The 18,918-nt window shown below is 72.6% G+C and carries 19 protein-coding genes and 2 pseudogenes; 7 read left to right on the top strand and 14 right to left on the bottom strand.

The window, feature by feature from the left end; all coding sequences use genetic code 11:
* Positions 1-86: 86 nt before the first annotated feature.
* Both ychF and HNR61_RS00545 read right to left on the bottom strand, forming a co-directional pair.
* Entirely contained in the window at positions 87-1,178 is a 1,092-nt protein-coding gene (ychF, locus tag HNR61_RS00550) for a redox-regulated ATPase YchF (RefSeq protein ID WP_067818181.1), read from the bottom strand.
* 72 nt (positions 1,179-1,250) lie between these two features.
* Positions 1,251-2,264, bottom strand: a complete 1,014-nt coding sequence (locus tag HNR61_RS00545; RefSeq protein ID WP_182841136.1) for an alpha/beta hydrolase — start codon at positions 2,262-2,264, stop codon at positions 1,251-1,253.
* Positions 2,265-2,396: 132 nt separating this feature from the next.
* Here HNR61_RS00545 and HNR61_RS00540 point away from each other — a divergent pair, with 132 nt between their 5' ends.
* Together HNR61_RS00540 and HNR61_RS00535 are read left to right on the top strand one after the other, a co-directional pair.
* The gene (locus tag HNR61_RS00540; protein ID WP_182841135.1) at positions 2,397-3,752 is read left to right on the top strand and encodes a DNA recombination protein RmuC; all 1,356 of its coding nucleotides are present in this window, start codon (positions 2,397-2,399) and stop codon (positions 3,750-3,752) included.
* Between the two features lie 56 nt (positions 3,753-3,808).
* On the top strand, positions 3,809-4,363 hold the full coding sequence (locus HNR61_RS00535) for a DUF6542 domain-containing protein (RefSeq protein WP_182841134.1): 555 nt from the start codon (positions 3,809-3,811) through the stop codon (positions 4,361-4,363).
* A gap of 222 nt (positions 4,364-4,585) precedes the next feature.
* On the opposite strand, the gene HNR61_RS46580 is transcribed toward HNR61_RS00535, so the two are convergent.
* Together HNR61_RS46580 and HNR61_RS50390 are read right to left on the bottom strand one after the other, a co-directional pair.
* A complete protein-coding gene (locus tag HNR61_RS46580; RefSeq protein ID WP_246442024.1) occupies positions 4,586-4,873 on the bottom strand; it encodes an FAD-dependent oxidoreductase in 288 nt (95 codons plus the stop codon).
* 107 nt (positions 4,874-4,980) lie between these two features.
* A pseudogene (locus tag HNR61_RS50390) lies at positions 4,981-5,244 on the bottom strand (FAD-dependent oxidoreductase); the annotation flags it as partial.
* A gap of 114 nt (positions 5,245-5,358) precedes the next feature.
* Between HNR61_RS50390 and HNR61_RS49780 the strand changes: the two are divergent.
* Positions 5,359-5,715, top strand: a pseudogene (locus tag HNR61_RS49780) (helix-turn-helix domain-containing protein); the annotation flags it as partial.
* 41 nt (positions 5,716-5,756) lie between these two features.
* On the opposite strand, the gene HNR61_RS00520 reads toward HNR61_RS49780, so the two are convergent.
* Entirely contained in the window at positions 5,757-6,719 is a 963-nt protein-coding gene (locus HNR61_RS00520) for a 4-hydroxy-3-methylbut-2-enyl diphosphate reductase (RefSeq protein ID WP_182841133.1), read from the bottom strand.
* 246 nt (positions 6,720-6,965) lie between these two features.
* On the opposite strand from HNR61_RS00520, the gene HNR61_RS00515 reads away from it, so the two are divergent.
* Positions 6,966-7,688, top strand: coding sequence for a DUF8129 domain-containing protein (locus HNR61_RS00515; protein WP_182841132.1), 723 nt, complete (start codon positions 6,966-6,968; stop codon positions 7,686-7,688).
* Positions 7,689-8,115: 427 nt separating this feature from the next.
* Here HNR61_RS00515 and HNR61_RS00510 read toward each other — a convergent pair whose 3' ends face one another.
* Positions 8,116-8,406 (bottom strand): hypothetical protein, encoded by a 291-nt coding sequence (locus HNR61_RS00510; protein WP_182841131.1) that lies wholly within the window; start codon positions 8,404-8,406, stop codon positions 8,116-8,118.
* Positions 8,403-8,675: a BPTI domain-containing protein gene (locus HNR61_RS00505; protein WP_182841130.1), complete on the bottom strand. Its 273-nt coding sequence runs from the start codon at positions 8,673-8,675 to the stop codon at positions 8,403-8,405. Before HNR61_RS00505 ends, HNR61_RS00510 begins: the two co-directional genes overlap by 4 nt.
* Before the next feature lie 213 nt (positions 8,676-8,888).
* Between HNR61_RS00505 and HNR61_RS00500 the strand changes: the two genes are divergently transcribed.
* Together HNR61_RS00500 and HNR61_RS00495 are read left to right on the top strand one after the other, a co-directional pair.
* A complete protein-coding gene (locus HNR61_RS00500; protein WP_182841129.1) occupies positions 8,889-10,193 on the top strand; it encodes an NsdA family TPR-like regulatory protein in 1,305 nt (434 codons plus the stop codon).
* A complete protein-coding gene (locus HNR61_RS00495; protein ID WP_182841128.1) occupies positions 10,190-10,813 on the top strand; it encodes a 2'-5' RNA ligase family protein in 624 nt (207 codons plus the stop codon). Before HNR61_RS00500 ends, HNR61_RS00495 begins: the two co-directional genes overlap by 4 nt.
* 74 nt (positions 10,814-10,887) lie before the next feature.
* On the opposite strand, the gene HNR61_RS00490 is transcribed toward HNR61_RS00495, so the two are convergent.
* From HNR61_RS00490 to HNR61_RS00460, 7 genes are all read right to left on the bottom strand, one after another.
* On the bottom strand, positions 10,888-12,117 hold the full coding sequence (locus tag HNR61_RS00490; protein ID WP_182841127.1) for an MFS transporter: 1,230 nt from the start codon (positions 12,115-12,117) through the stop codon (positions 10,888-10,890).
* A complete protein-coding gene (locus HNR61_RS00485; protein WP_312897700.1) occupies positions 12,098-12,556 on the bottom strand; it encodes a MarR family winged helix-turn-helix transcriptional regulator in 459 nt (152 codons plus the stop codon). The genes HNR61_RS00490 and HNR61_RS00485 overlap by 20 nt, the downstream gene beginning before the upstream one ends.
* Positions 12,557-12,646: 90 nt before the next feature.
* On the bottom strand, positions 12,647-13,351 hold the full coding sequence (locus HNR61_RS00480; RefSeq protein ID WP_182841125.1) for an ABC transporter ATP-binding protein: 705 nt from the start codon (positions 13,349-13,351) through the stop codon (positions 12,647-12,649).
* Positions 13,335-14,144 carry an ABC transporter ATP-binding protein gene (locus HNR61_RS00475; protein ID WP_182841124.1) on the bottom strand — a complete coding sequence of 270 codons (810 nt, stop codon included), beginning with the start codon at positions 14,142-14,144 and terminating at the stop codon, positions 13,335-13,337. Before HNR61_RS00475 ends, HNR61_RS00480 begins: the two co-directional genes overlap by 17 nt.
* Complete coding sequence (locus HNR61_RS00470; protein WP_182841123.1) at positions 14,131-15,159, bottom strand: branched-chain amino acid ABC transporter permease; 1,029 nt, start codon at positions 15,157-15,159, stop codon at positions 14,131-14,133. Before HNR61_RS00470 ends, HNR61_RS00475 begins: the two co-directional genes overlap by 14 nt.
* Entirely contained in the window at positions 15,156-16,049 is an 894-nt protein-coding gene (locus HNR61_RS00465) for a branched-chain amino acid ABC transporter permease (protein WP_182841122.1), read from the bottom strand. Before HNR61_RS00465 ends, HNR61_RS00470 begins: the two co-directional genes overlap by 4 nt.
* 3 nt (positions 16,050-16,052) lie before the next feature.
* On the bottom strand, positions 16,053-17,165 hold the full coding sequence (locus HNR61_RS00460) for a branched-chain amino acid ABC transporter substrate-binding protein (protein ID WP_312897699.1): 1,113 nt from the start codon (positions 17,163-17,165) through the stop codon (positions 16,053-16,055).
* Between the two features lie 282 nt (positions 17,166-17,447).
* On the opposite strand from HNR61_RS00460, the gene HNR61_RS00455 reads away from it, so the two are divergent.
* Positions 17,448-18,905 carry an aminopeptidase P family protein gene (locus HNR61_RS00455; protein WP_220508837.1) on the top strand — a complete coding sequence of 486 codons (1,458 nt, stop codon included), beginning with the start codon at positions 17,448-17,450 and terminating at the stop codon, positions 18,903-18,905.
* Positions 18,906-18,918 lie beyond the last annotated feature (13 nt).

The raw sequence follows: 18,918 nt of genomic DNA, 5'->3' as shown, positions 1-18,918 counted from the left end.
GCCGTTCGCGCGCCCACGGCACGAGGGCGCGCCATCGCCGGCGAGCCGTACGACCACCCGGCCCGCCGTCCCTCCGCCGCCGGGGATCAGACGTTGAAGCGGAACTCGACCACGTCGCCGTCCTGCATGACGTAGTCCTTGCCCTCCATGCGGACCTTGCCCTGGTTGCGGGCCTCGGCGAGGGAGCCCGTCGCGATCAGGTCGTCATAGGAGACGATCTCGGCCTTGATGAAGCCGCGCTGGAAGTCGGTGTGGATGACCCCGGCGGCCTCGGGGGCGGTCGCGCCCTTGCGGATCGTCCAGGCGCGGGTCTCCTTCGGCCCGGCGGTCAGGTACGTCTGCAGGCCGAGGGTGTCGAAGCCGATGCGGACCAGCTGCGACAGGCCCGACTCCTCCTGGCCCATGCCCTGCAGCAGCTCCAGGGCCTCGTCGTCGGGCAGCTCGATCAGCTCGGCCTCGATCTTGGCGTCCAGGAAGATCGCCTCGGCGGGGGCGACCAGCTCGCGCAGCCGGCCCTTGAGGCCCTCGTCGGTCAGCTCGTCCTCGTCGAGGTTGAACACGTACAGGAACGGCTTGGCCGTCAGCAGGTGCAGCTCGCGCAGCAGCGCCAGGTCGATCCCGGCCTTGGCGGCCCCGGCGAACAGCGTGACGCCCTCGTCGAGGATCTTCTGCGCGTTCTGCACGGCGTCCAGGACGGCGAGCTGGTCCTTGTCCTTCTTGGTGCGCGCCTCCTTCTCCAGGCGCGGCAGGGCCTTCTCGATGGTCTGCAGGTCGGCCAGGATCAGCTCGGTGTTGATCGTCTCGATGTCGCGGGACGGGGCGACGTCGCCGTCGACATGGGTGACGTCGGGGTCCTCGAACGCGCGGATGACCTGGCAGATCGCGTTGGTCTCGCGGATGTTGGCCAGGAACTTGTTGCCCAGGCCCTGCCCCTCGGAGGCGCCCTTGACGATGCCCGCGATGTCCACGAACTCCATCGTCGCCGGGATGATCTTGGCCGAGCCGTAGATCTTCGCCAGGCCCTCCAGGCGTGGATCGGGCACCCCGACCACGCCGACGTTGGGCTCGATGGTCGCGAACGGGTAGTTGGCGGCCAGCGCGTCGTTCTTGGTCAGCGCGTTGAACAGGGTGGACTTGCCGACGTTGGGCAGCCCGACGATTCCGATGGAGAGGCTCACGGCCGTCAAGTTTATGGTCCCCCCGGAGCGGCGGTGGCCGTCGCCCGGGGGAACACGCGGTGGCCCCCGCCGTCAGGCCCCGAAACGCCGCAGGAACTCCGCGATGTGCCGGAACGCCGCCTTGCCCTCGGGGATGAAGTCACAGAAGACCGGGAAGACGTGGACGAGGTCGTCCCACTCCTGGTAGACGGTCTCGACCCCGGCGGCGCGGGCGCGTTCGGCGGCGTCGCGGGTCTCGTCGCGCAGGATCTCGGTGCCGCTGGCCACGAACATCAGCGGCGGCAGGCCGGACAGGTCGCCCCTCAGCGGCGCGAACAGCGCGTCGTCCTCGGCCCTTCCCTCGCAGTAGCGGCGGCCCAGCCAGGCGAGCTTGTCGGCCGGGATGAGGTGGTCGGTGCGGGCGTTGCCGCTGTGCGACTCGGAGGAGCACATCAGGTCCACCCACGGCGACAGGCAGAACGCGGCGCCGGGCAGCGGCCGCTCCCGCCGCTTGAGCGTGAGCAGCAGGGCGAGGGTGAGGTGGCCGCCCGCCGAGTCGCCGCCGACGACGATCCGCGACGGGTCGTGGCCGCGTTCCAGCAGCAGGTCGTAGGCGTCCAGGGCGTCCTGCAGGGCGTCGGCCGGGGTGTGCTCGGGCACCAGGCGGTAGTCCAGGGCCAGCACGGGACGCGCGGTGGCCGCCGACAGCCGCCAGGTGAACGGCCGGTACAGGCGGGGGCTGCCGAAGAAGTAGCCGCCACCGTGCAGGTAGAGCAGGGCCCTGTCCTCGTCGGGCGCGCCCGCGCGGACCCACTCGGCCGAGCAGTGCGGCAGCGGCTGCGGGGCGAACGCGACCCCGCGCGGCGCGCTCTGGACGTAGCGGGCCAGCAGGTCGGTGGCGCGCTGGAGGCGGACCAGCCCGGCGTCGGTGTCGGGCAGGCGCTCCCAGAACGACCGCCCCACCGCGCGGATCACGCGGTGGGCGATCCGGGCCTGGAGGCTCGGCGGGCTTCCCGGCTCCATCGCCAGGACGCGGACGACGCGGCGTTCGGCGCGGGTGGTGGCGACGGGCCGCAGGGCGTGCTGCGGACGGGTACCGAGGGTCATGCGCGCTCCTCGACCGTGGGGCCTTCGCCCCGCTTGGGGGGTCTTAGTGAACGATGAGTCTAATTGGCGCGGAGCGGGGTCGTTCCGGCGCGTCGCGTGAGCGCGGCGCGTCCGCGCTGTCACGATGAACGGATGGATCTCGCGCTGTTCACCGCCCTGCTCGTGGGGGCCGTGTTCGGCGTCGTGGTCGGGTACGCGGTGGCGACCGGCCGCCAGGGCGCGCTGATCGCCCGCGCCCGGGCCGCCGAGGAGAAGCTCGCCTACGCCGAGGAGCGGATGGCCGAGCACTTCGAGAACCTCTCGGCCAAGGCCCTGGACGCCAGCAACCAGCGCTTCCTCGAACTGGCCGACGCCCGGCTGAGGTCCGCCGGGGTCGAGGCGGCGGGCGAGCTGGAGCGGCGGCAGCAGGCCGTCGAGAACCTGGTCGCCCCGCTGCGCGAGACCCTCGCCAAGGTCGAGGAGCAACTGCGCGAGGTCGAGATCGGCCGCCGCGAGTCGCACGCGATGCTCGCCAAGCAGGTCGACTTCGTCCGCCAGAGCGGCGAGCAGCTCCGCGCCGAGACCCGCACGCTCGTCCGCGCCCTGCAGCGCCCCGAGGCGCGCGGCCGGTGGGGCGAGCTCCAGCTCCGCCGCGTCGTCGAGCTGGCGGGGATGGCGCCCCACTGCGACTTCGACGAGCAGGCGAGCGCCCGCACCGTGGACGGCGCGATCCGCCCCGACATGATCGTCCGGCTGGCGGACGGGAAGAACATCGTCGTGGACTCCAAGGTCTCCCTGGCCGCCTACCTGGACGCCGCCGGGGCCGACGACCCGGCCGCCGAGCGCGACCGCCTCGACGCCCACGCCCGCCACCTGCGCGACCACGTGGACCGGCTGGCGGCCAAGGCGTACTGGCAGGCGTTCCAGCCGACCCCGGAGTTCGTGGTGCTGTTCGTGCCGGGCGAGGCGTTCCTGGCCCCGGCGCTGGACCGCGACCCGCACCTGCTGGAGTACGCGATGCGCCGCCGCGTCCACATCGCGACCCCCACGACGCTGGTGACGATGCTGCGGACCGCCGCCTACGCCTGGCAGCAGGCCGCGCTGTCCCGCAACGCCCGCGCGGTGTTCGAGCTGGGCCGGGAGCTGTACGAGCGGCTCGGCACGATGGGCGGCCACATGGACGAGCTGGGCCGCTCCCTGACCAGCGCGATCAAGTCCTACAACCGCACCGTGGGCTCGCTGGAGACCCGCGTGCTGGTCACGGCCCGCCGCCTCAACGAGCTCGGCGTCACCGAGGCCGACCTCGCCGGGCCCGAGCCGGTGGAGGAGAGCCCGCGCTCGCTGTCGGCGGCGGAACTCTCCGAGGGGTTCACCGCCGAGGTCCCCCGGCCGCGCGGCGGCGTTCCCCCGCGCGGCGCACGACCACAACCGGACACCGGCGCCGAACCCTGGGGATTCGGCGGACGGGCGGTCCCTGGTCACAATGATCGGGAGAAAGGGTGCCCATGAGTACATCGACGGTACGCGACGCGCCCGGTGGCGCCTCGCCGCCCTCTGGGGGTCCTGTGCGACGTCAGCGCGGTGCCGCCGCCCCGCGGACCGGCGGGGCGGTCACCCTGACCGGGCGCGGCGGGATCGTCGTGATGTTCGCGTTGACGCTGCTGGGCGCGCTGCTGGCCCGCTGGACGGACCTTCCCCTGCTGGCCGGGTCGGGGTTCGTGGCGGGCTGCGCGGCGGCGGCGCTGCTGACCCGGCCGGTGGACCTGCTGACGCTCGCGGTGAGCCCGCCGCTGGTGTTCCTGCTGGCGACGCTCGCCGCGGTGGTGCTCACCTCGCTCGGCGACGGGAACCTGCTGACCGGCTCGCTGGTGGGCCTGCTGACCGCGCTGTCGACGACGGCGCCGTGGCTGTTCGCCGGAACGGTGCTGGTCCTCGCGGTCACCGCCCCGCGCGGCATGCTCGCCCAGGTCCGCGAGCTGCGCGAGAAGCTGGCCGGGATGCGCCTGTTCATGGAGGAGGAGAACGAGGACCCGGTCCGCTGGGACGACACCCCGCGCCGCGCGACCTCCCGTTCCCGCCGCCGCCGTCGCGAGCGTCCCAACCACGCCGACGTGGACTGACCCGGCGGGGGGGGGGCCCCCCCCCCCCCCGCCCGGGGCCCCCCCCCCCCCGGGGGCCCCGGCGCCGGGGAGGGCCCCCCGGGCCCCCCGCGCCCCCCGCGCGCCCCCGCGGGCCGGGGGGGGCCGGGGGGGGGGGGCGGGGGGGCGGGGGGCGGGGGGGCGGGGCGGCGGGCCCCGGGGGGGGGGGCCCCCCCCCCCCCCCCCCGCCGGGTGTCCCGCGGCTCAGGTCAGGTCCCCGATGACCTCCCTGGCCGCGCGCTCGCCCTCGGTGGCGCCGCCGTTCATGAAGCCCTGGAAGTCGTAGGACGTGTGCTCGCCCGCGATGTGGATGTTGCCCTGGCGCCGTCCCTCGTATCCGGCGTACCGGTGCAGGTAGCCGGCCGGCCAGTAGGAGTAGGCGCCGAGCGCGTTGGGGCTGCGGCGCCAGGCCGACAGCTGCGCGCGGCCGTTCCACCGCGCCCCGGTGCCGGGGAACACCTTGTCGACCTCGGTGAGCGTCCGGGGCACCAGGGCGCGGGTAGGGGTCGGTGTGGGTCGGGAACGGGCTCGACGGCTTCAACGCGGCCGCCCGGTCCCCGCCGTGGTACTGGACGAGCACCCCAGTAGGCGCCGTCGAAGTGGAGGATCTCCTCGGCCCCGTTCGGGCCCGCGCCCGCGAAGTTCACCGGCGGCAGGTCGAACCAGCGGCACAGCTCCAGCATCTTCTTGTGCTCCTGGTCGATCAGCTCCCCGCCGATCTCGGAGACCTGGCCGTCGCCCCACAGCCCGGCCTGGGAGTACATCCGGCCGCCGACCCGGTCGGGGTCGGCCTCGTAGACGGTGCAGGCCACCCCGGCGTCCCGCAGGGTGAGCCCGGCGATGCCCGCGCCGACGACGGCCACCCGCGCGGGCCGGACGGGCGGCGGCGGTCAGCCCGAGCCCGGCGGCGGCCGTCGCCGCGCTCGCCGACCGGATCGCCGACCGGCTCACCGACGCCGGCCCGGTGACGGTGGTCGGTGACGCCCTGCCGTGGGAGGCGGTGGGCGGCGAGCTGGCGTACGCGCCGCTGGCACGACGCGCGGCGGCTGGAGGTGGACGTGCTGCTGTGGCGGCTCGACGGCGGTCCCGAGCTGGCGGCGTTCGTCGGCCGCGCCCTCGGCCCGCTGCTGGAGCACGACCGGGTCCGCCCGCAGCCGCTGCTGCCGACGCTGGCGGCCTACCTGGGGCACGGCGCGCACCGCACGGGCCGCAAGACCGAGGCGGCGCGCGCCCTGCGCGTCAACCGGCAGACGCTCCACGACCGGCTCTCCCGGATCGCCGCGCTGCTGGACGCCGACCTGGACGACCCCGAAAGCCAGCTGCGGCTGCGGCTGGCGCTGCGGGCCCTGGACCGGATCCCGCCCGGCGGCCGGGGTCAGACGGCGGCGGCCCTGAGGTCCTTGCGGAGCTCGTGCGGGAGGGCGAAGCGCATGGACTCCTTCACCGACTCGACCTCCTGGACGTCGGCGAAGCCGCGCTCGGCCAGCCACGCCAGCACGCCCTGGACCAGCTCGTCGGGGACCGACGCGCCGGAGGTGACGCCGACCGTGGTGACGCCCTCCAGCCAGGACTCGTCGATCTGGTCGGCGTAGTCGACCAGGTAGGCGTTGGCGGCGCCGTGCTCCTTGGCGACCTCGACCAGGCGGACCGAGTTGGAGGAGTTGGTGGAGCCGACCACGATCACCAGCTGGGACCCGGCGGCCATCTGCTTGACGGCGGTCTGGCGGTTCTGGGTGGCGTAGCAGATGTCGTCCGACGGCGGGTCCTGGAGCTTGGGGAACCGCTCGCGGAGCTTGGCGACGGTGGCCAGGGTCTCGTCCACCGACAGGGTGGTCTGCGACAGCCAGGCGACCTTCTCGGGGTCGCGGACCTTCACGTTGGCGACGTCGTCGGGGCCGTCCACCAGGTGGATGTGGTCGGGGGCCTCGCCGGAGGTGCCGATGACCTCCTCGTGGCCCTCGTGCCCGATCAGGAGGATGTCGTAGTCGTCCTTGGCGAACCGGACGGCCTCCTTGTGCACCTTGGTCACCAGCGGGCAGGTCGCGTCGATGGTGGCCAGGCTCCGCCGCTTCGCCTCGTCGTGGACGACCGGCGCGACGCCGTGGGCCGAGAAGACCACGATGGAGCCCTCCGGCACCTCCTCGGTCTCGTCCACGAAGATCGCGCCGCGCTCCTCCAGGGTCTTCACCACGTGCACGTTGTGCACGATCTGCTTGCGGACGTAGATCGGCGCCCCGTACTTCTCGAGGGCGATCTCGACCGCCTGGACGGCACGGTCGACGCCCGCGCAGTAACCACGCGGCTTGGCGAGCAGGACACGGCGCTGGGTGGAGGTCATGCCCCCTATCGTACGAGCCGTCCCGGGTGTCCCCGGTCACTCCCGGCCCGAGGCGACGCCTCTGTCACGGCCCGGCCAGGGACAAAGCTCTGATGAAGCCCGCAATGTGACCCACTCCACGCCCTTCTTGGACAGAAATCCAGTTACCGGAGGTGACCACTCCCCCGCCATGCGGCAAAGTGAAGATTGACAGACGGTGCCGTATCGACCCAGTCCGATGATCGGACGGCAGGGAGAGGGAAGACGATGACGAAATCGCCGCGCCGCCTCAAACAGCACGTACAGGAAACGGTGGGCGAGCAGGTCCGCGACCTTCCGCTGCACGCCGTCCGGCTGGCCATGTTCGGCGTCGGCCGGGCCCTGCTGCTCAGCGACCGGGTCACCCGTGACTACAAGGAGATCACCGAGGGCGGCGGGGTGAAGCCGGTCATCGGCCGGCTGGCCGGGGACGTGCAGACCACCGCGTTCAAGGTGGTCGGTGCGGTCGTGGAGCGGGTGCGCGGCGAGGACGACGAGCCGGAGCCGGAGCCGGCGGCGCGGACCCGGGTCGAGCCCGCCACCAGGCCCGCCGAGCCCGTCAAGCCCGCTCCCAAGCCCGCCGCCGAGCCCGCCGAGCGGGAGATCGCCGTCGGCAAGCCCGCCGCCACGCCGAAGCCCGAGGCCAAGCCCGCTGCCGAGCCCGCCGCCAAGGCGACCGCCAAGCCGGAGCCGAAGGTCGAGAGCAAGCCGGAGTTCGAGCCGAAGCCGGAGCTGAAGCCCGCCGCGCAGGCCGAGGCCGAGAAGGTCGTCAAGGACCTCCCGGTGCCGGACTACGACAGCGCGACGCTGCCGCAGTTGCGCGCCCGGCTGCGCGGCCTGTCGGCGGACCAGGTGAAGCTGCTGCGCGAGTACGAGAGCAAGCACGCCGCCCGCCCGGACGTGTTGAAGATGTACGAGAACCGCATCACCAAGCTCAACGGCCTCAACTGATAACGGCCATCCACAATCGGCCAATGGGAACGGCCCCCGGAGAGTTCCGGGGGCCGTTCCCATTGCGTCCGGAAAATCACGATCCGCCATTGACCAGCGAGAGCGGCGACCGGCTTCACCCGGGTGACGCGACAGCCAGCCCTGAACGGCCTCGACCGCCACGTCACGGCACGCGACCGGAGCCAACGGTTCCTGCCAGCCGGTGTAGAACCAGGCGTCCGTGAAGCCCTCCCGCCGGCGGCACATGATCGTCATCGCGGGATGCGGGGCACAGCATCCCCGCACGGCCGGGTTGGACACCCGCAGGCGGTCCCCGTCGGCCTCGACGCCCAGGCCCTCAGCCGCCAACTTCTCCGCCAGCGCCGCGAGATGGTCTCTCGACTCCACAGGATCGCTCCTCGTCGTATCTGTGTGGCCCACTTGCGGGTCAGAGACGAACCGCACGACGGACGGATGGACGCGGGGCGGTAGGAGCCGCCCCGTTCAAGGGCTCCCGGCCGATGCCGTACCAGGTCTCGACCTCACGCATCGCCGCCTCCAACGCCTCCGGCCGGTCGGCCTCCAGCAACGGCGAGGCGACACCACGCGCGGGCATCGCCCAGTAGCGCCCGGTCCGCGGCCCGTACCAGACCGTCCATGCCGGATGTTTCCGGTCGAGCCGGCGAGCGACGTCACGACGCCGTTCCTCGTCATCCCGGTCGATCGCAGTCCCGGTCACGCCGCCCCCTCGCGCGGGCACAGATGCGTGCCGTACCGCTCGGCGACCCGCCGGTCCAACGCCTCCGCCTCCCCGATCAGGTACCGCAGGATCCCCGGGGTCTCCCCTTGCAGGAACACGACGCCACCACGCTCGTCGCGCCCGCCGACCGGCCCGCCCCGCCGGGCCTCCCACGGGCAGAGGCCGGTGGAGACCTCGATCCACCAGCGAGGGAAGTCGGCACGCAACCGCTCCAGCGCCGCCCTGCCGTCATCGGATGCCGTGATCATGGATGGCCTCACCTCCGGCCGAGGCCCCGGGTTCCCCTGGTGTGCACCGGACCGGGGCCATCTTGGTCCTGGACGGGCACGGGCCCGGTGGAGATCGTGGTCGGTCCGTGCCCACGTCTCCGAGTGAAGCCTCTGCACAACAGGTGACGGCAGGGGCACACTGGGGAGCACTTCGGAGCAATCCAGAGCACGGCGACACGTGAGGTGCCCACGATGACGCCCGACGAGAAACGCACGCCCGAGGAACGACGGCGCGCGATCGGCGAACGGCTGCGAACCGAGCGCCGGCGGCATGGCTGGTTGAAGCCGGAGACCGCCCAGCGACTTCGCGATGTGCTCACCGGCTCCCAACGCCCTGACCTGGACACTCTGGTCTCCTACATCAAACGGTGGGAGGCCGGACGTTCCGGGATCTCCGAGCGGTACCGCGCCGCGTATGCGGAGATCTACGGCCTGCCCGAGGATCTCCTTTTCGACGTGTCCCGGTCCTTGGAACAGGGCGCGCGTCCCGTCCAGTCGTCCCCGGCGGAGGACGTCGTCGAGCTGGCCGCGTGGCTGGAGCAGTCCAACGTCGGAGACGGGGTCATCGGCTATCTGGAGACCGCCACCCGCCGACTCACGTTCGACTACGCCCGGCAGCCGCCGCTGACGGTGCTGGAGGAGGCGACCGCCCTCCAGGCAAAGGTGACGAGGATCCTGCGAAGTGGCCGCCAGCGCATCGCCCAGACACAGGCGTTGTTGACCATCTCCGCCGAACTGCTCGCCGTGATCAGCCTGCTCGCCGGGGACGTCGGCCGGTGCCGTCTCGCTGACGTCTACGGGTACGCCGCCTGGATGTGCGCCGACGAGACCGACTCTGACACCGCTCGCGCGCTGGTGCTGTGCGCCCAGTCCAAGACCGCCCGCTGGGAGGGCCGGTTCCGCGACGCCGCGGCCCTTGCCCGCCGCGGCTTCGAGCTGGCCCCTGCCACGGCGCGCGGTCGGGTGCTGCTGGCGGTGTCGGAGGCCACCGCCCTCCAGTCGAGCGGTGACGTCGCGGCCGCCCGTGAGGCGCTCGCGCGCGCTCAGGCCGCCGCCGACGCACCCGGGGCGGCCGACCAGAGCGCCGACGCCTGGAGCTGCCCACGAGCCCGCCAGGAGACCTACGCCCTGCAGGTGGGATTGGGCGCGCGGGACCCGGCCGCCATGCTGCGCTCCGTCCAGGCAGCCGATGACGCATGGGCCGACGGCGACCAGTGGGTGTACGGGACCTGGGCGCAGGTCCGCATCGGGGCCGCGCTGGCCCACGTGATGACCGGCGACCCCGAAGGCGCCACCGCAGAACTGGAGCCCGTGTTCGCCCTGGGTGACGACTACCGGGTCGTGACGATCATCGGCAGGATGAGCGAAGTCGGTCAGCGTCTCAAGCACAGCCGATACGGAAGAGACCCCAGGGCCGCTGAGCTACGCGACAGGATCCGCGCCTTCCAGGCCGGGTCGCTGGAGCGCAAAGCCGTCACCGCCCCGGAGGTCTCGTGAGCCCGCTGCCGACCCGCATGTCCGATCACTGGTGGTGGAGGCCGGGCGTACGGCCTGGCCGTCGCCTGCTGGTGTGGCACATCCTGCTCGACGACCAACCGCAAGCCCGCACGCTGGTCCGGGAGTGCCAAAGTCGGCTGGCCGGTCTGGACGGCCTGGATCTCGTTCCGACGCGGTGGCTGCACATGACCACGCAGATCATCGGATTCGCTGATGAGATCTCCGGGGCCGAGGTCGAAGCCATGACGGACGCGGCGGCCAAGCGGCTACGGCTGCTCGCCCCGGTCACCGCCGATATCGGCAAGCTGTGGTTCCACAGCGAGGCGGTCATGCTCGGCATCCGCCCGGCCCGCGCGCTTGACCCGGTACGCGCCGCAGTCCGTGCGGCGGCCGGCGAGACCGTTCGGGTTCACCAGCTCGCAGACGAACCCGACTGGACGCCGCATGTCTCTGTCGCCTACAGCCATGGGGACGGTCCGGCGGCCCCGGTGATCGAGGTGTTCGCGGTTCCCCCGTCGGCTTGTTCGTTCACGGTGCGGGCGGTTCATCTGGTGGCGCAGGAGCGAACAGATCGGCTCTATCGATGGGAGCCGGTCGCCAAGGTGCCGTTGGGTGGTTAGCAGCGAAGGCGCGTTCTTGCGCTGAACGTGCCGGCACCCTGCCGAGTCTCCGTCGGTGGGGTGGTCGGTTGTCGTCAGGGGCGGGCGGGGAGTGGGGTGTCCTGGAAGGTGTGGTCTGTGTCCACTCGGTTCAGGGGCTTCAGGTGGTGGCGGCGGGCCAGGAGGGTCAGTGTCGCGGCCGCGCAGCAGAGCGCGCCCGCGTAGTACGGCGCCGACGGGTCGAACGTCTCGGCCAGCCGGGAGGCCAGGTACGGGGCCGGCGCGCCGCCCAGCCAGCGGACGAAGTTGTAGCCGGCGGAGGCGACGGGGCGGGGGTGGTCGGAGACCTCCATGGCGGCCTCGGTGAACGCGGTGTTGTTCATGCCGATCGGGATGCCGCACAGGATCGTGCAGACGATGGTCCCGGTGTGGCCGAGGACCGCCAGGCCGAGCTGGAACAGGATCAGCAGGGCCAGGGACAGGTGCATGACCTGGACCGTTCCAAGACGACGCTGGAGAACGGGCGCGGCGAACACCGACGACAGCGCCACCAGCACGCCCCAGCCGAAGAACACCAGGCCGATGCCGTGCGCGTCCATGCGCAGGACGAACGGCGTGAACGCCAGCACCGTGAAGAACGCGTAGTTGTAGAACAGCGCGGTGAACGCCGTGGTGGCCAGCCCGCCGTGCCGCAGCGCCCGTAGCGGCGCGGTCAGGCCGGTCGGGGTCGCGGGCCTCGGCGTCGGCCGGAGCAGGGTGGCGATCAGCAGGAAGCCGACGGCCATCAGCACGGCGGTGCCGAAGAACGGGTAGCGCCAGTTCATGTCGCCCAGCAGGGCGCCGACCAGCGGCCCCATGGAGATGCCGAGGCCGAGCGCGGCCTCGTAGAGGATGATCGCCGATTCGGCGCCGCCGCTGGCCGCGCCGACGATGACGGCCAGGGCGGTCGCGACGAACAGCGCGTTGCCGAGGCCCCATCCGGCGCGGAAGCCGATGAGCTGGCCGACGGTGCCGGACGTTCCCGACAGCGCCGCGAACACCACGACGAGGGCCAGGCCGACCAGCAGGGTCCTCCTCCCGCCGATCCGGCTGGACACCCAGCCGGTGACGAGCATGGCCACGGCGGTGATCAGGAAGTAGCTGGTGAACAGCAGCGAGACCTGGCTCGGCGTGGCGCGCAGGTGCTCGGCGATGGCCGGGAGGATGGGGTCGACCAGCCCGATGCCCATGAACGCGACCACCGCGGCGAACGCCGTCGCCCATACGGACGTCGGCTGCCGCAGTATGCCGCCGCTTCTGGGGACATCAGGTGGTCGTGCGCGCATAGGGGGTCTTCCTTTCCGGGGCGAAGAGCCGGTCCAGGGCCGGTAGCGCGGCGGCGATGGCCTCCCGGTCGTCCGGGCTGAGCGCCGCCAGGCGGTCGGCGAGGAAGTCCACCCGGCGGGCGCGGCCGGTGCGCAGGTGCTCGGCCCCGGCCCCGGTCAGCTCGACGGTGACCACGCGGGCGTCGGCGGCGTCGCGGCCGCGCCGCACCAGCCCGTCGCGTTCCAGCCGGTTGATCTGGGCGGTCATGGTCGGCAGCCGGACGCCCTGCTCCTCGGCGAGCTCGGTCATCCGGCGCGGTCCGCCGTCCAGCGAGCCGAGCACCGCCAGCTGCTGGGAGGTGACGGGCTGGTCGGCGTTCACCCGGCGCAGCAGCAGCACGACGTCCCGGAGCCGGGCGTTGAAGTGCTCGGCCAGGGCGCGGGTCGCGGCGTCGCTCACGGTGGGTCCTCCTCGATTACTTAGCCAGACTAAGTTAGCTTGGCTAACCATTGCAAGACGGTCAGGCCCGGCGACGGTCGCCGGAGGGGTTCAGGCTCCCAAGTACGCCTCGATGACGCGAGGATCGGCGGCCAGTTCGGCGGCCGGGGCGTGCAGGGTGACGGCGCCCTGGTCGAGGACGTGGCCGCGGTGGGCGATCCGCAGCGCGGCCTTGGCGTTCTGCTCCACCAGCAGCACGGTGGTGCCCGCCGCGTTGATGTCGCGGATGACGTCCATGACGGCCGTGACGATCAGCGGCGCGAGGCCCATGGACGGCTCGTCGAGCATCAGCAGGCGGGGTCCGGCGACCAGGCCGCGGCCGATGGCGAGCATCTGCTGCTCGCCGCCCGACAGGGTGCCGCCCTGCTGGTCGCGGCGTTCGGCGAGCCGGGGCAGCAGGTCGTAGACGCGGGCGATGCGGCGTTCCAGCTCGGCGCCGTCCCGGACCAGGTAGCCGCCGAGCTGGAGGTTCTCGCGGACGGTGAGGGTGCTGAAGATCCGGCGGCCCTCGGGGACGTGGACCACCCCGGCGGCGACCATCGCGGGCGGGGACGCGCCGGTCACCTCGCGCCCGTCCAGCACGATCCGCCCGGCGGACGGCCGCACCAGCCCGGAGATCGCGGCGAGGGCGGTGGACTTGCCCGCGCCGTTGTTGCCGAGCAGCGCGACGATCTCGCCCTCGGCGACGGTCAGCGACAGGCCCCGCAGCGCCCGCACCGCGCCGTAGCGGACGTCGAGGTCAGTCAGTTCCAGCACCGCGCACCTCCTCGCGGGCCGCGGCCAGCTCCGCCTCGTCGGCGTCGCGGCCCAGGTAGGCCTCGATGACGGCCGGGTCGCGGCGCACCGCCCCGGGCGGCCCGTCGGCGATCCCGCGCCCGAAGTTGAGCACGACGACGCGCTGGGACACCTCCATGACCAGGCCCATGTCGTGCTCGATCAGCGCGACGGCGGCGCCGAGGTCGCGGATGCGGCGCAGCAGGTCGAGCAGTTCGGCCTTCTCGCCGTGGTTGAGCCCGGCGGCGGGCTCGTCCAGCAGGAGCAGCCGGGGGCGGCGGGCCAGGGCGCGGGCGATCTCGACGCGGCGCTGCTCGCCGTAGGGGAGCTGGCGGACGAGCCCGGCGCGGTCGCCGCGCAGGCCCACGAAGTCCAGCCACCGGTGCGCCTCGTCGGTGGCCTCCCGCTCGCCGCGCTTGAAGCGGGGCGTGTGCAGGAGGGCGTCGAAGACGTTCTGGCGCAGCCACAGGTGGGTGCCGGAACGCACGTTGTCCAGCACCGACAGCTCCCTGAACAGCCGCGGGCTCTGGAACGTCCGCGACACCCCCAGCGCGGCGATCGCGGAGGGGCGGCGGCCGGTGACGTCGGTGCCGTCGACGAGGACGCGCCCGCCGGTCGGCCGGTAGAAGCCGGTGACGCAGTTGAACGCCGAGGTCTTGCCCGCCCCGTTCGGCCCGATCAGCGACACGATCTCGCCGGGCGCGGCCTCGAAGCCCAGCCCGTCCAGCGCGCGCACCCCGCCGAACGACAACCTCAGGTCCTCAACCCGGAGCATGGTCTGTCCCCTTCGAACGCGCGGCGGTGTGCGGGGTCTCGCGGGAGCGGTGCGGCCACAGGCCCTGGGGCCGCAGGATCATCACGACGATCAGCAGCACGCCGAACGCGAAGAACCGGTAGTCGGCCAGGTCGCGCAGCAGCTCCGGCACGACGCTGATGACCACCGCGCCGATCACCACGCCGGGGGTGGAGCCCATCCCGCCCAGCACCACCGCCATCACGACCAGCGCCGACTGGAGGAAGGTGAAGCTCGCCGGGGAGATCGCCGACAGGTGCGCGCCGAACAGCACCCCGGCCATCCCGCCCCACACCGCGCCCGCGATGTAGGCGGCGAGCTTGGTGCGGTAGGTGTGCACGCCCATCGCCTCGGCGGCGTCCTCGTCCTCCCGGATGAACCGCCACGCCCGGCCGATCCGGGAGCGGCCCAGCCGCGCCGCCAGCAGCACCGCCACCGCGACGATCAGCACGGTGACGTAGTAGAACACCGCCGCGCCGGAGGTCGCCTCGCCGAACAGCCCGGGGATGCCGTAGATCCCCGAGGGGCCGCCGGTGACCGTCAGGTTGGTCGCGACGATCCGGATGATCTCGCCGAAGCCGAGCGTGACGATCGCCAGGTAGTCGCTGCGCAGCCGCAGGGTCGGCGCGCCGATCACGACGCCCGCGACGACCGTCACCGCCAGCACGGCGGGCAGCGTCGCCAGCAGCGGGACGTCCAGGCGGGTGGCCAGCACGCCGCTGGTGTACGCGCCGACCGCGAAGAACGCCGCGTAGCCCAGGTCGAGCAGGCCGCAGTAGCCGACGACGATGTTCAGGCCGACGGCGAGCATGACGAAGATGGCGGCGCTGGTCATGACGTTCAGCGCGTACGGCGTCGCGATGACGAGCGGGGCGGCGAGCGCGAGCGCGAGTCCGAGCCAGCCGAGCCACCGGCTCTCCAGCAGGCGGGTGAGGGCGGGGTCGCCGCGTCCGCGCACCGGCTTGACCGGCGGCCCGGTGTCCTTGGTGTGCCTCATACGCGTTCCGTCACGCGCTCGCCGAGCAGGCCCGTCGGCCGCACGGTCAGGAACAGGATCAGGCAGCCGAACGCGAACACGTCCCGCCACTCCCCGCCCAGCAGGTCGGTGCCGAACGACTCCAGCAGCCCCAGCAGCAGCCCGCCGAGCATCGTGCCGGGGATGTTGCCGATGCCGCCGATCACCGCGGCGGTGAACGCCTTGAGCCCGATGATGAATCCCATCAGGAAGTCGATCTTCCCGTAGTAGCCGCCCGCCATGACCCCGGCCGCGCCCGCCAGGGCCGAGCCGAGGAAGAACGTGCGGGCGATGACGGCGTCGACGTCGATGCCCATCAGCCGGGCGGCGACCGGGTCGAGCGCGATGGCCCGCATGGCGCGCCCCTGGCGGCTGCCGGTCACCAGGCGGTGCAGCGCGACCATGAGCGCGACCGCGATGGCGACGAGCACGAGCTGCTGCACGGTGACGCGGGCGCCGAGGACGTGCAGCGTGGTGCCGCCGAGCCGCACCTGGTAGACGCGGGGGTCGGCGCCGGCGGCGGCGCGCGTTCCGTACTCCAGCGCGAACGACGCCCCCACCGCCGTGATCAGCAGTGACAGCCGGGGCGCGCCGCGCAGCGGCCGGTAGGCGACGCGTTCCAGCGCCATCCCGGCGAGGCCGGTGACCAGCATCGTCGCGACCAGCACCAGCAGCAGCGCCAGCAGCGACTGCGACCGCACCAGCCCGCCGAGCGCGCCCAGCATCGCGAACCCGGAGAACGCGCCGAGCATGTACAGGTCGCCGTGGGCGAAGTTCAGCAGCTTGATGACGCCGTAGACCATGCTGTAGCCGAGCGCGACGAGGGCGTAGAAGCTGCCGACGAAGAGCCCGTTCCAGACGAGTTGGCTCACCGGTCAGATCTTCTCCTTGAGGACGAACCTGCCGTCCTTCACGACCTGGATCTCGAAGCCGCCGGTGATGGTGTGCTGGGGGGTGAACTTCAGCGGGCCGGAGAAGAGGGTGAACCCCTCCATGGTCTCCAGGGCCGTGACGATCTTCCCGCCGTCGGTGCTCCCGGCCTTCTTGATCGCCTCGGCCGCCAGGCGGACGCCGTCGTAGGCCTGGGTGGAGTACGGGCCGGGGTCGGCGTTGAACTTCTGCTTGTAGGCCGCCTTCCACGACTCCGCGCCCTGCAACGTCTCCGGCGTCGGCGTCATCGTCGCGTACACGCCCTCGGCGTTCTTCCCGCCCGCGATCTCGGCGAGCTTCGTCGCCACCGACCCGTCGCCGACCAGGAACCTCCCCTTGTACCCGGCCTGCTTGAACTGCCGGATCAGCAGCCCGCCCTCGGCGTAGTAGCCGGTCCAGTAGATGTAGTCGGGGTTCCCCTTCAGCACCGAGGTGACGGCGGCCGAGTAGTCGCTCTCCTTCGGGGTGACCGCCTCCAGCACCGACTTGTCGGGGGCGCCGGACCTGTCCAGCTCGGCGGCCGTGCGGACGGCGATGTCCTTGGAGTAGGAGGTGTTGTCGTGCATGACGGCGACCTTCTTCGCGCCCTCCTTGGCCAGCCAGCGGAACGCGGCCGCGGCCTGCTGGTCGCCGGTGCCGTTGATGAGGAAGACGTGCTTGAGCTTCTGCGCGGGCAGCTCGGCGGAGTTGGCCACCGGGATGATCATCGGGATCCGGGCGCGGTCGAAGATCGGCAGGGTGGGCAGCGTCGCGCCCGAGCAGTAGCCGCTGACCGAGACCTTCACGCCCGCCGAGACCAGCTTGTTCGCGGCGGCGACGGCGGTCCGGGGATCGCAGGCGTCGTCCTCGGTCCGTAGCTGGAGCTTGCGGCCGAGCACGCCGCCCCTACCGTTGATCTCGTCGACGGCCAGCTGCGCGCCGTTGCGCATGTAGGGGCCGATCTCGGCGCTGTCGCCGGACAGCGGGATGTCCATCCCGACCAGGATCGGGCCCTTGTCCTCCTCCTTCGAGCCGCCGCCGAGCAGTCCTTGGCCGCACGCCGTCGAGACCGTTGTCACCAGTGCGAACGTGAGTATGACCCTGCGCGTCCTCATGGAAGTCCTCGTCTCCCGAAAGGTGCCGGTCCCCCGAGCGCCGGCCGTACGGCCGCCTGCTGTCACATGACCTTGGTCGGGCATCCGCCGTCAATACGCGAACGGACGTGAGACAAGACCGTTACCGGACAGACCGGATCGCCGTGGCGGGTGTCCGCAGCGGGCGTTCCGCAGCGCCGCGACCACGGGAAACGGCCGGTACGGTGACATCGCACACCCCGACTGATCGTCATCCGGAGGCCAGCGTTGTCCTCTTCCCAGCCCGCCGAGAACGCCGACCGGTACGCGACCGGCAGCCACGATCTGCCCGTCTCCGCCGCGCTGGCGGAGTACTTCGGCCACTCGTGGGCCGACACCTCCCACACCCCCGCCCCGGTGGAGGCCGCCCCGCACGCCGCCCGCCGCCGCGCCGCGCTGTCGGCCCGGTTCCCCGGCGAGCGCCTGGTGATCCCGGCGGGCGGGCTGAAGGTCCGCAGCAACGACTTCGACTACCCGTTTAGGCCGCACACCGCGTTCGCGTACCTCACGGCCGAGTCGGGCGCCGACGCGGTGCCGGACGCGGTGCTGGTGCTGGAGCCGGGCGCCGCCGGGCACGAGGCGATCCTGTTCACGCATCCGCGTTCCCCGCGCGACACCGGGCAGTTCTACCGGGACCGCAAGCACGGCGAGTTCTGGGTGGGCCGCCGCCGCAGCCTCGCCGAGACCGAACGCGCCCTCCAGCTCGCCGCCGCCTCCCTGGAGGAGCTGCCGAAGATCCTGGGCGACGTCGCCCCGACCCGCGTGGTGCGGGGCGTGGACGCCGGGGTGGACCGCCTGGTCGGCGGGCACGCGAACGCCGCCGCCGACCGCGAGCTGGCCGCGTTCCTGTCGGAGCTGCGCCTGGTCAAGGACGGATGGGAGATCGCTCAGCTCACCGCCGCCGTGGACCACACGGTCGCCGGGTTCACCGACGTGGTGGGCGCGCTGCCGAGGGCGATGCGGCACCCGCGCGGCGAGCGCCTGGTCGAGGGCGTGTTCAACACCCGCGCCCGGCTGGAGGGCAACGGCGTCGGCTACGAGACCATCGCGGCCGGCGGCGCGCACGCCTGCGTCCTGCACTGGATCCGCAACGACGGCCCGCTGCGCGACGGCGACCTGCTGCTGCTGGACGCGGGCGTGGAGACCGACACCCTCTACACCGCCGACGTCACCCGCACCCTGCCGGTCAACGGCCGCTTCACCGACGTCCAGCGCCGCGTGTACGACCTGGTGTACGCCGCGCAGGAGGCGGGGATCGCGGCGGTGCGGCCGGGGGCGCGGTTCCGCGACTTCCACCAGGCCGCCATGCGCGTGATCGCCGAAGGGCTGGAGGAGTGGGGGGTCATCCCCGACGCCGCGGCGGCCCTCGACCCCGAGTCGGGCATCTACCGGCGGTACACCCTGTGCAGCAGCGGCCACATGCTGGGGATGGACGTGCACGACTGCGCCAGGGCCCGCGCCGAGCAGTACCTCGACGGCGTGCTGGAGCCCGGCCACGTGCTGACCGTCGAGCCCGGCCTGTACCTCCAGCCGGACGACCTGACGCTGCCGGAGGAACTGCGCGGCATCGGCGTCCGCATCGAGGACGACCTGGTCGTGACCGAGGACGGCGCGGAGGTGCTGTCCGGCGGCCTGCCGCGCCGGGCCGACGAGATCGAGACGTGGATGGCCGACCTGCTGTCCTGACGGCGACGCGAAG

Source organism: Actinomadura kijaniata (genome assembly GCF_014138665.1).
Classification (GTDB): domain Bacteria; phylum Actinomycetota; class Actinomycetes; order Streptosporangiales; family Streptosporangiaceae; genus Spirillospora; species Spirillospora kijaniata.
Note: the sequence above shows the minus strand (reverse complement) of the source record. Positions and strands in the feature narration are given on the sequence as shown.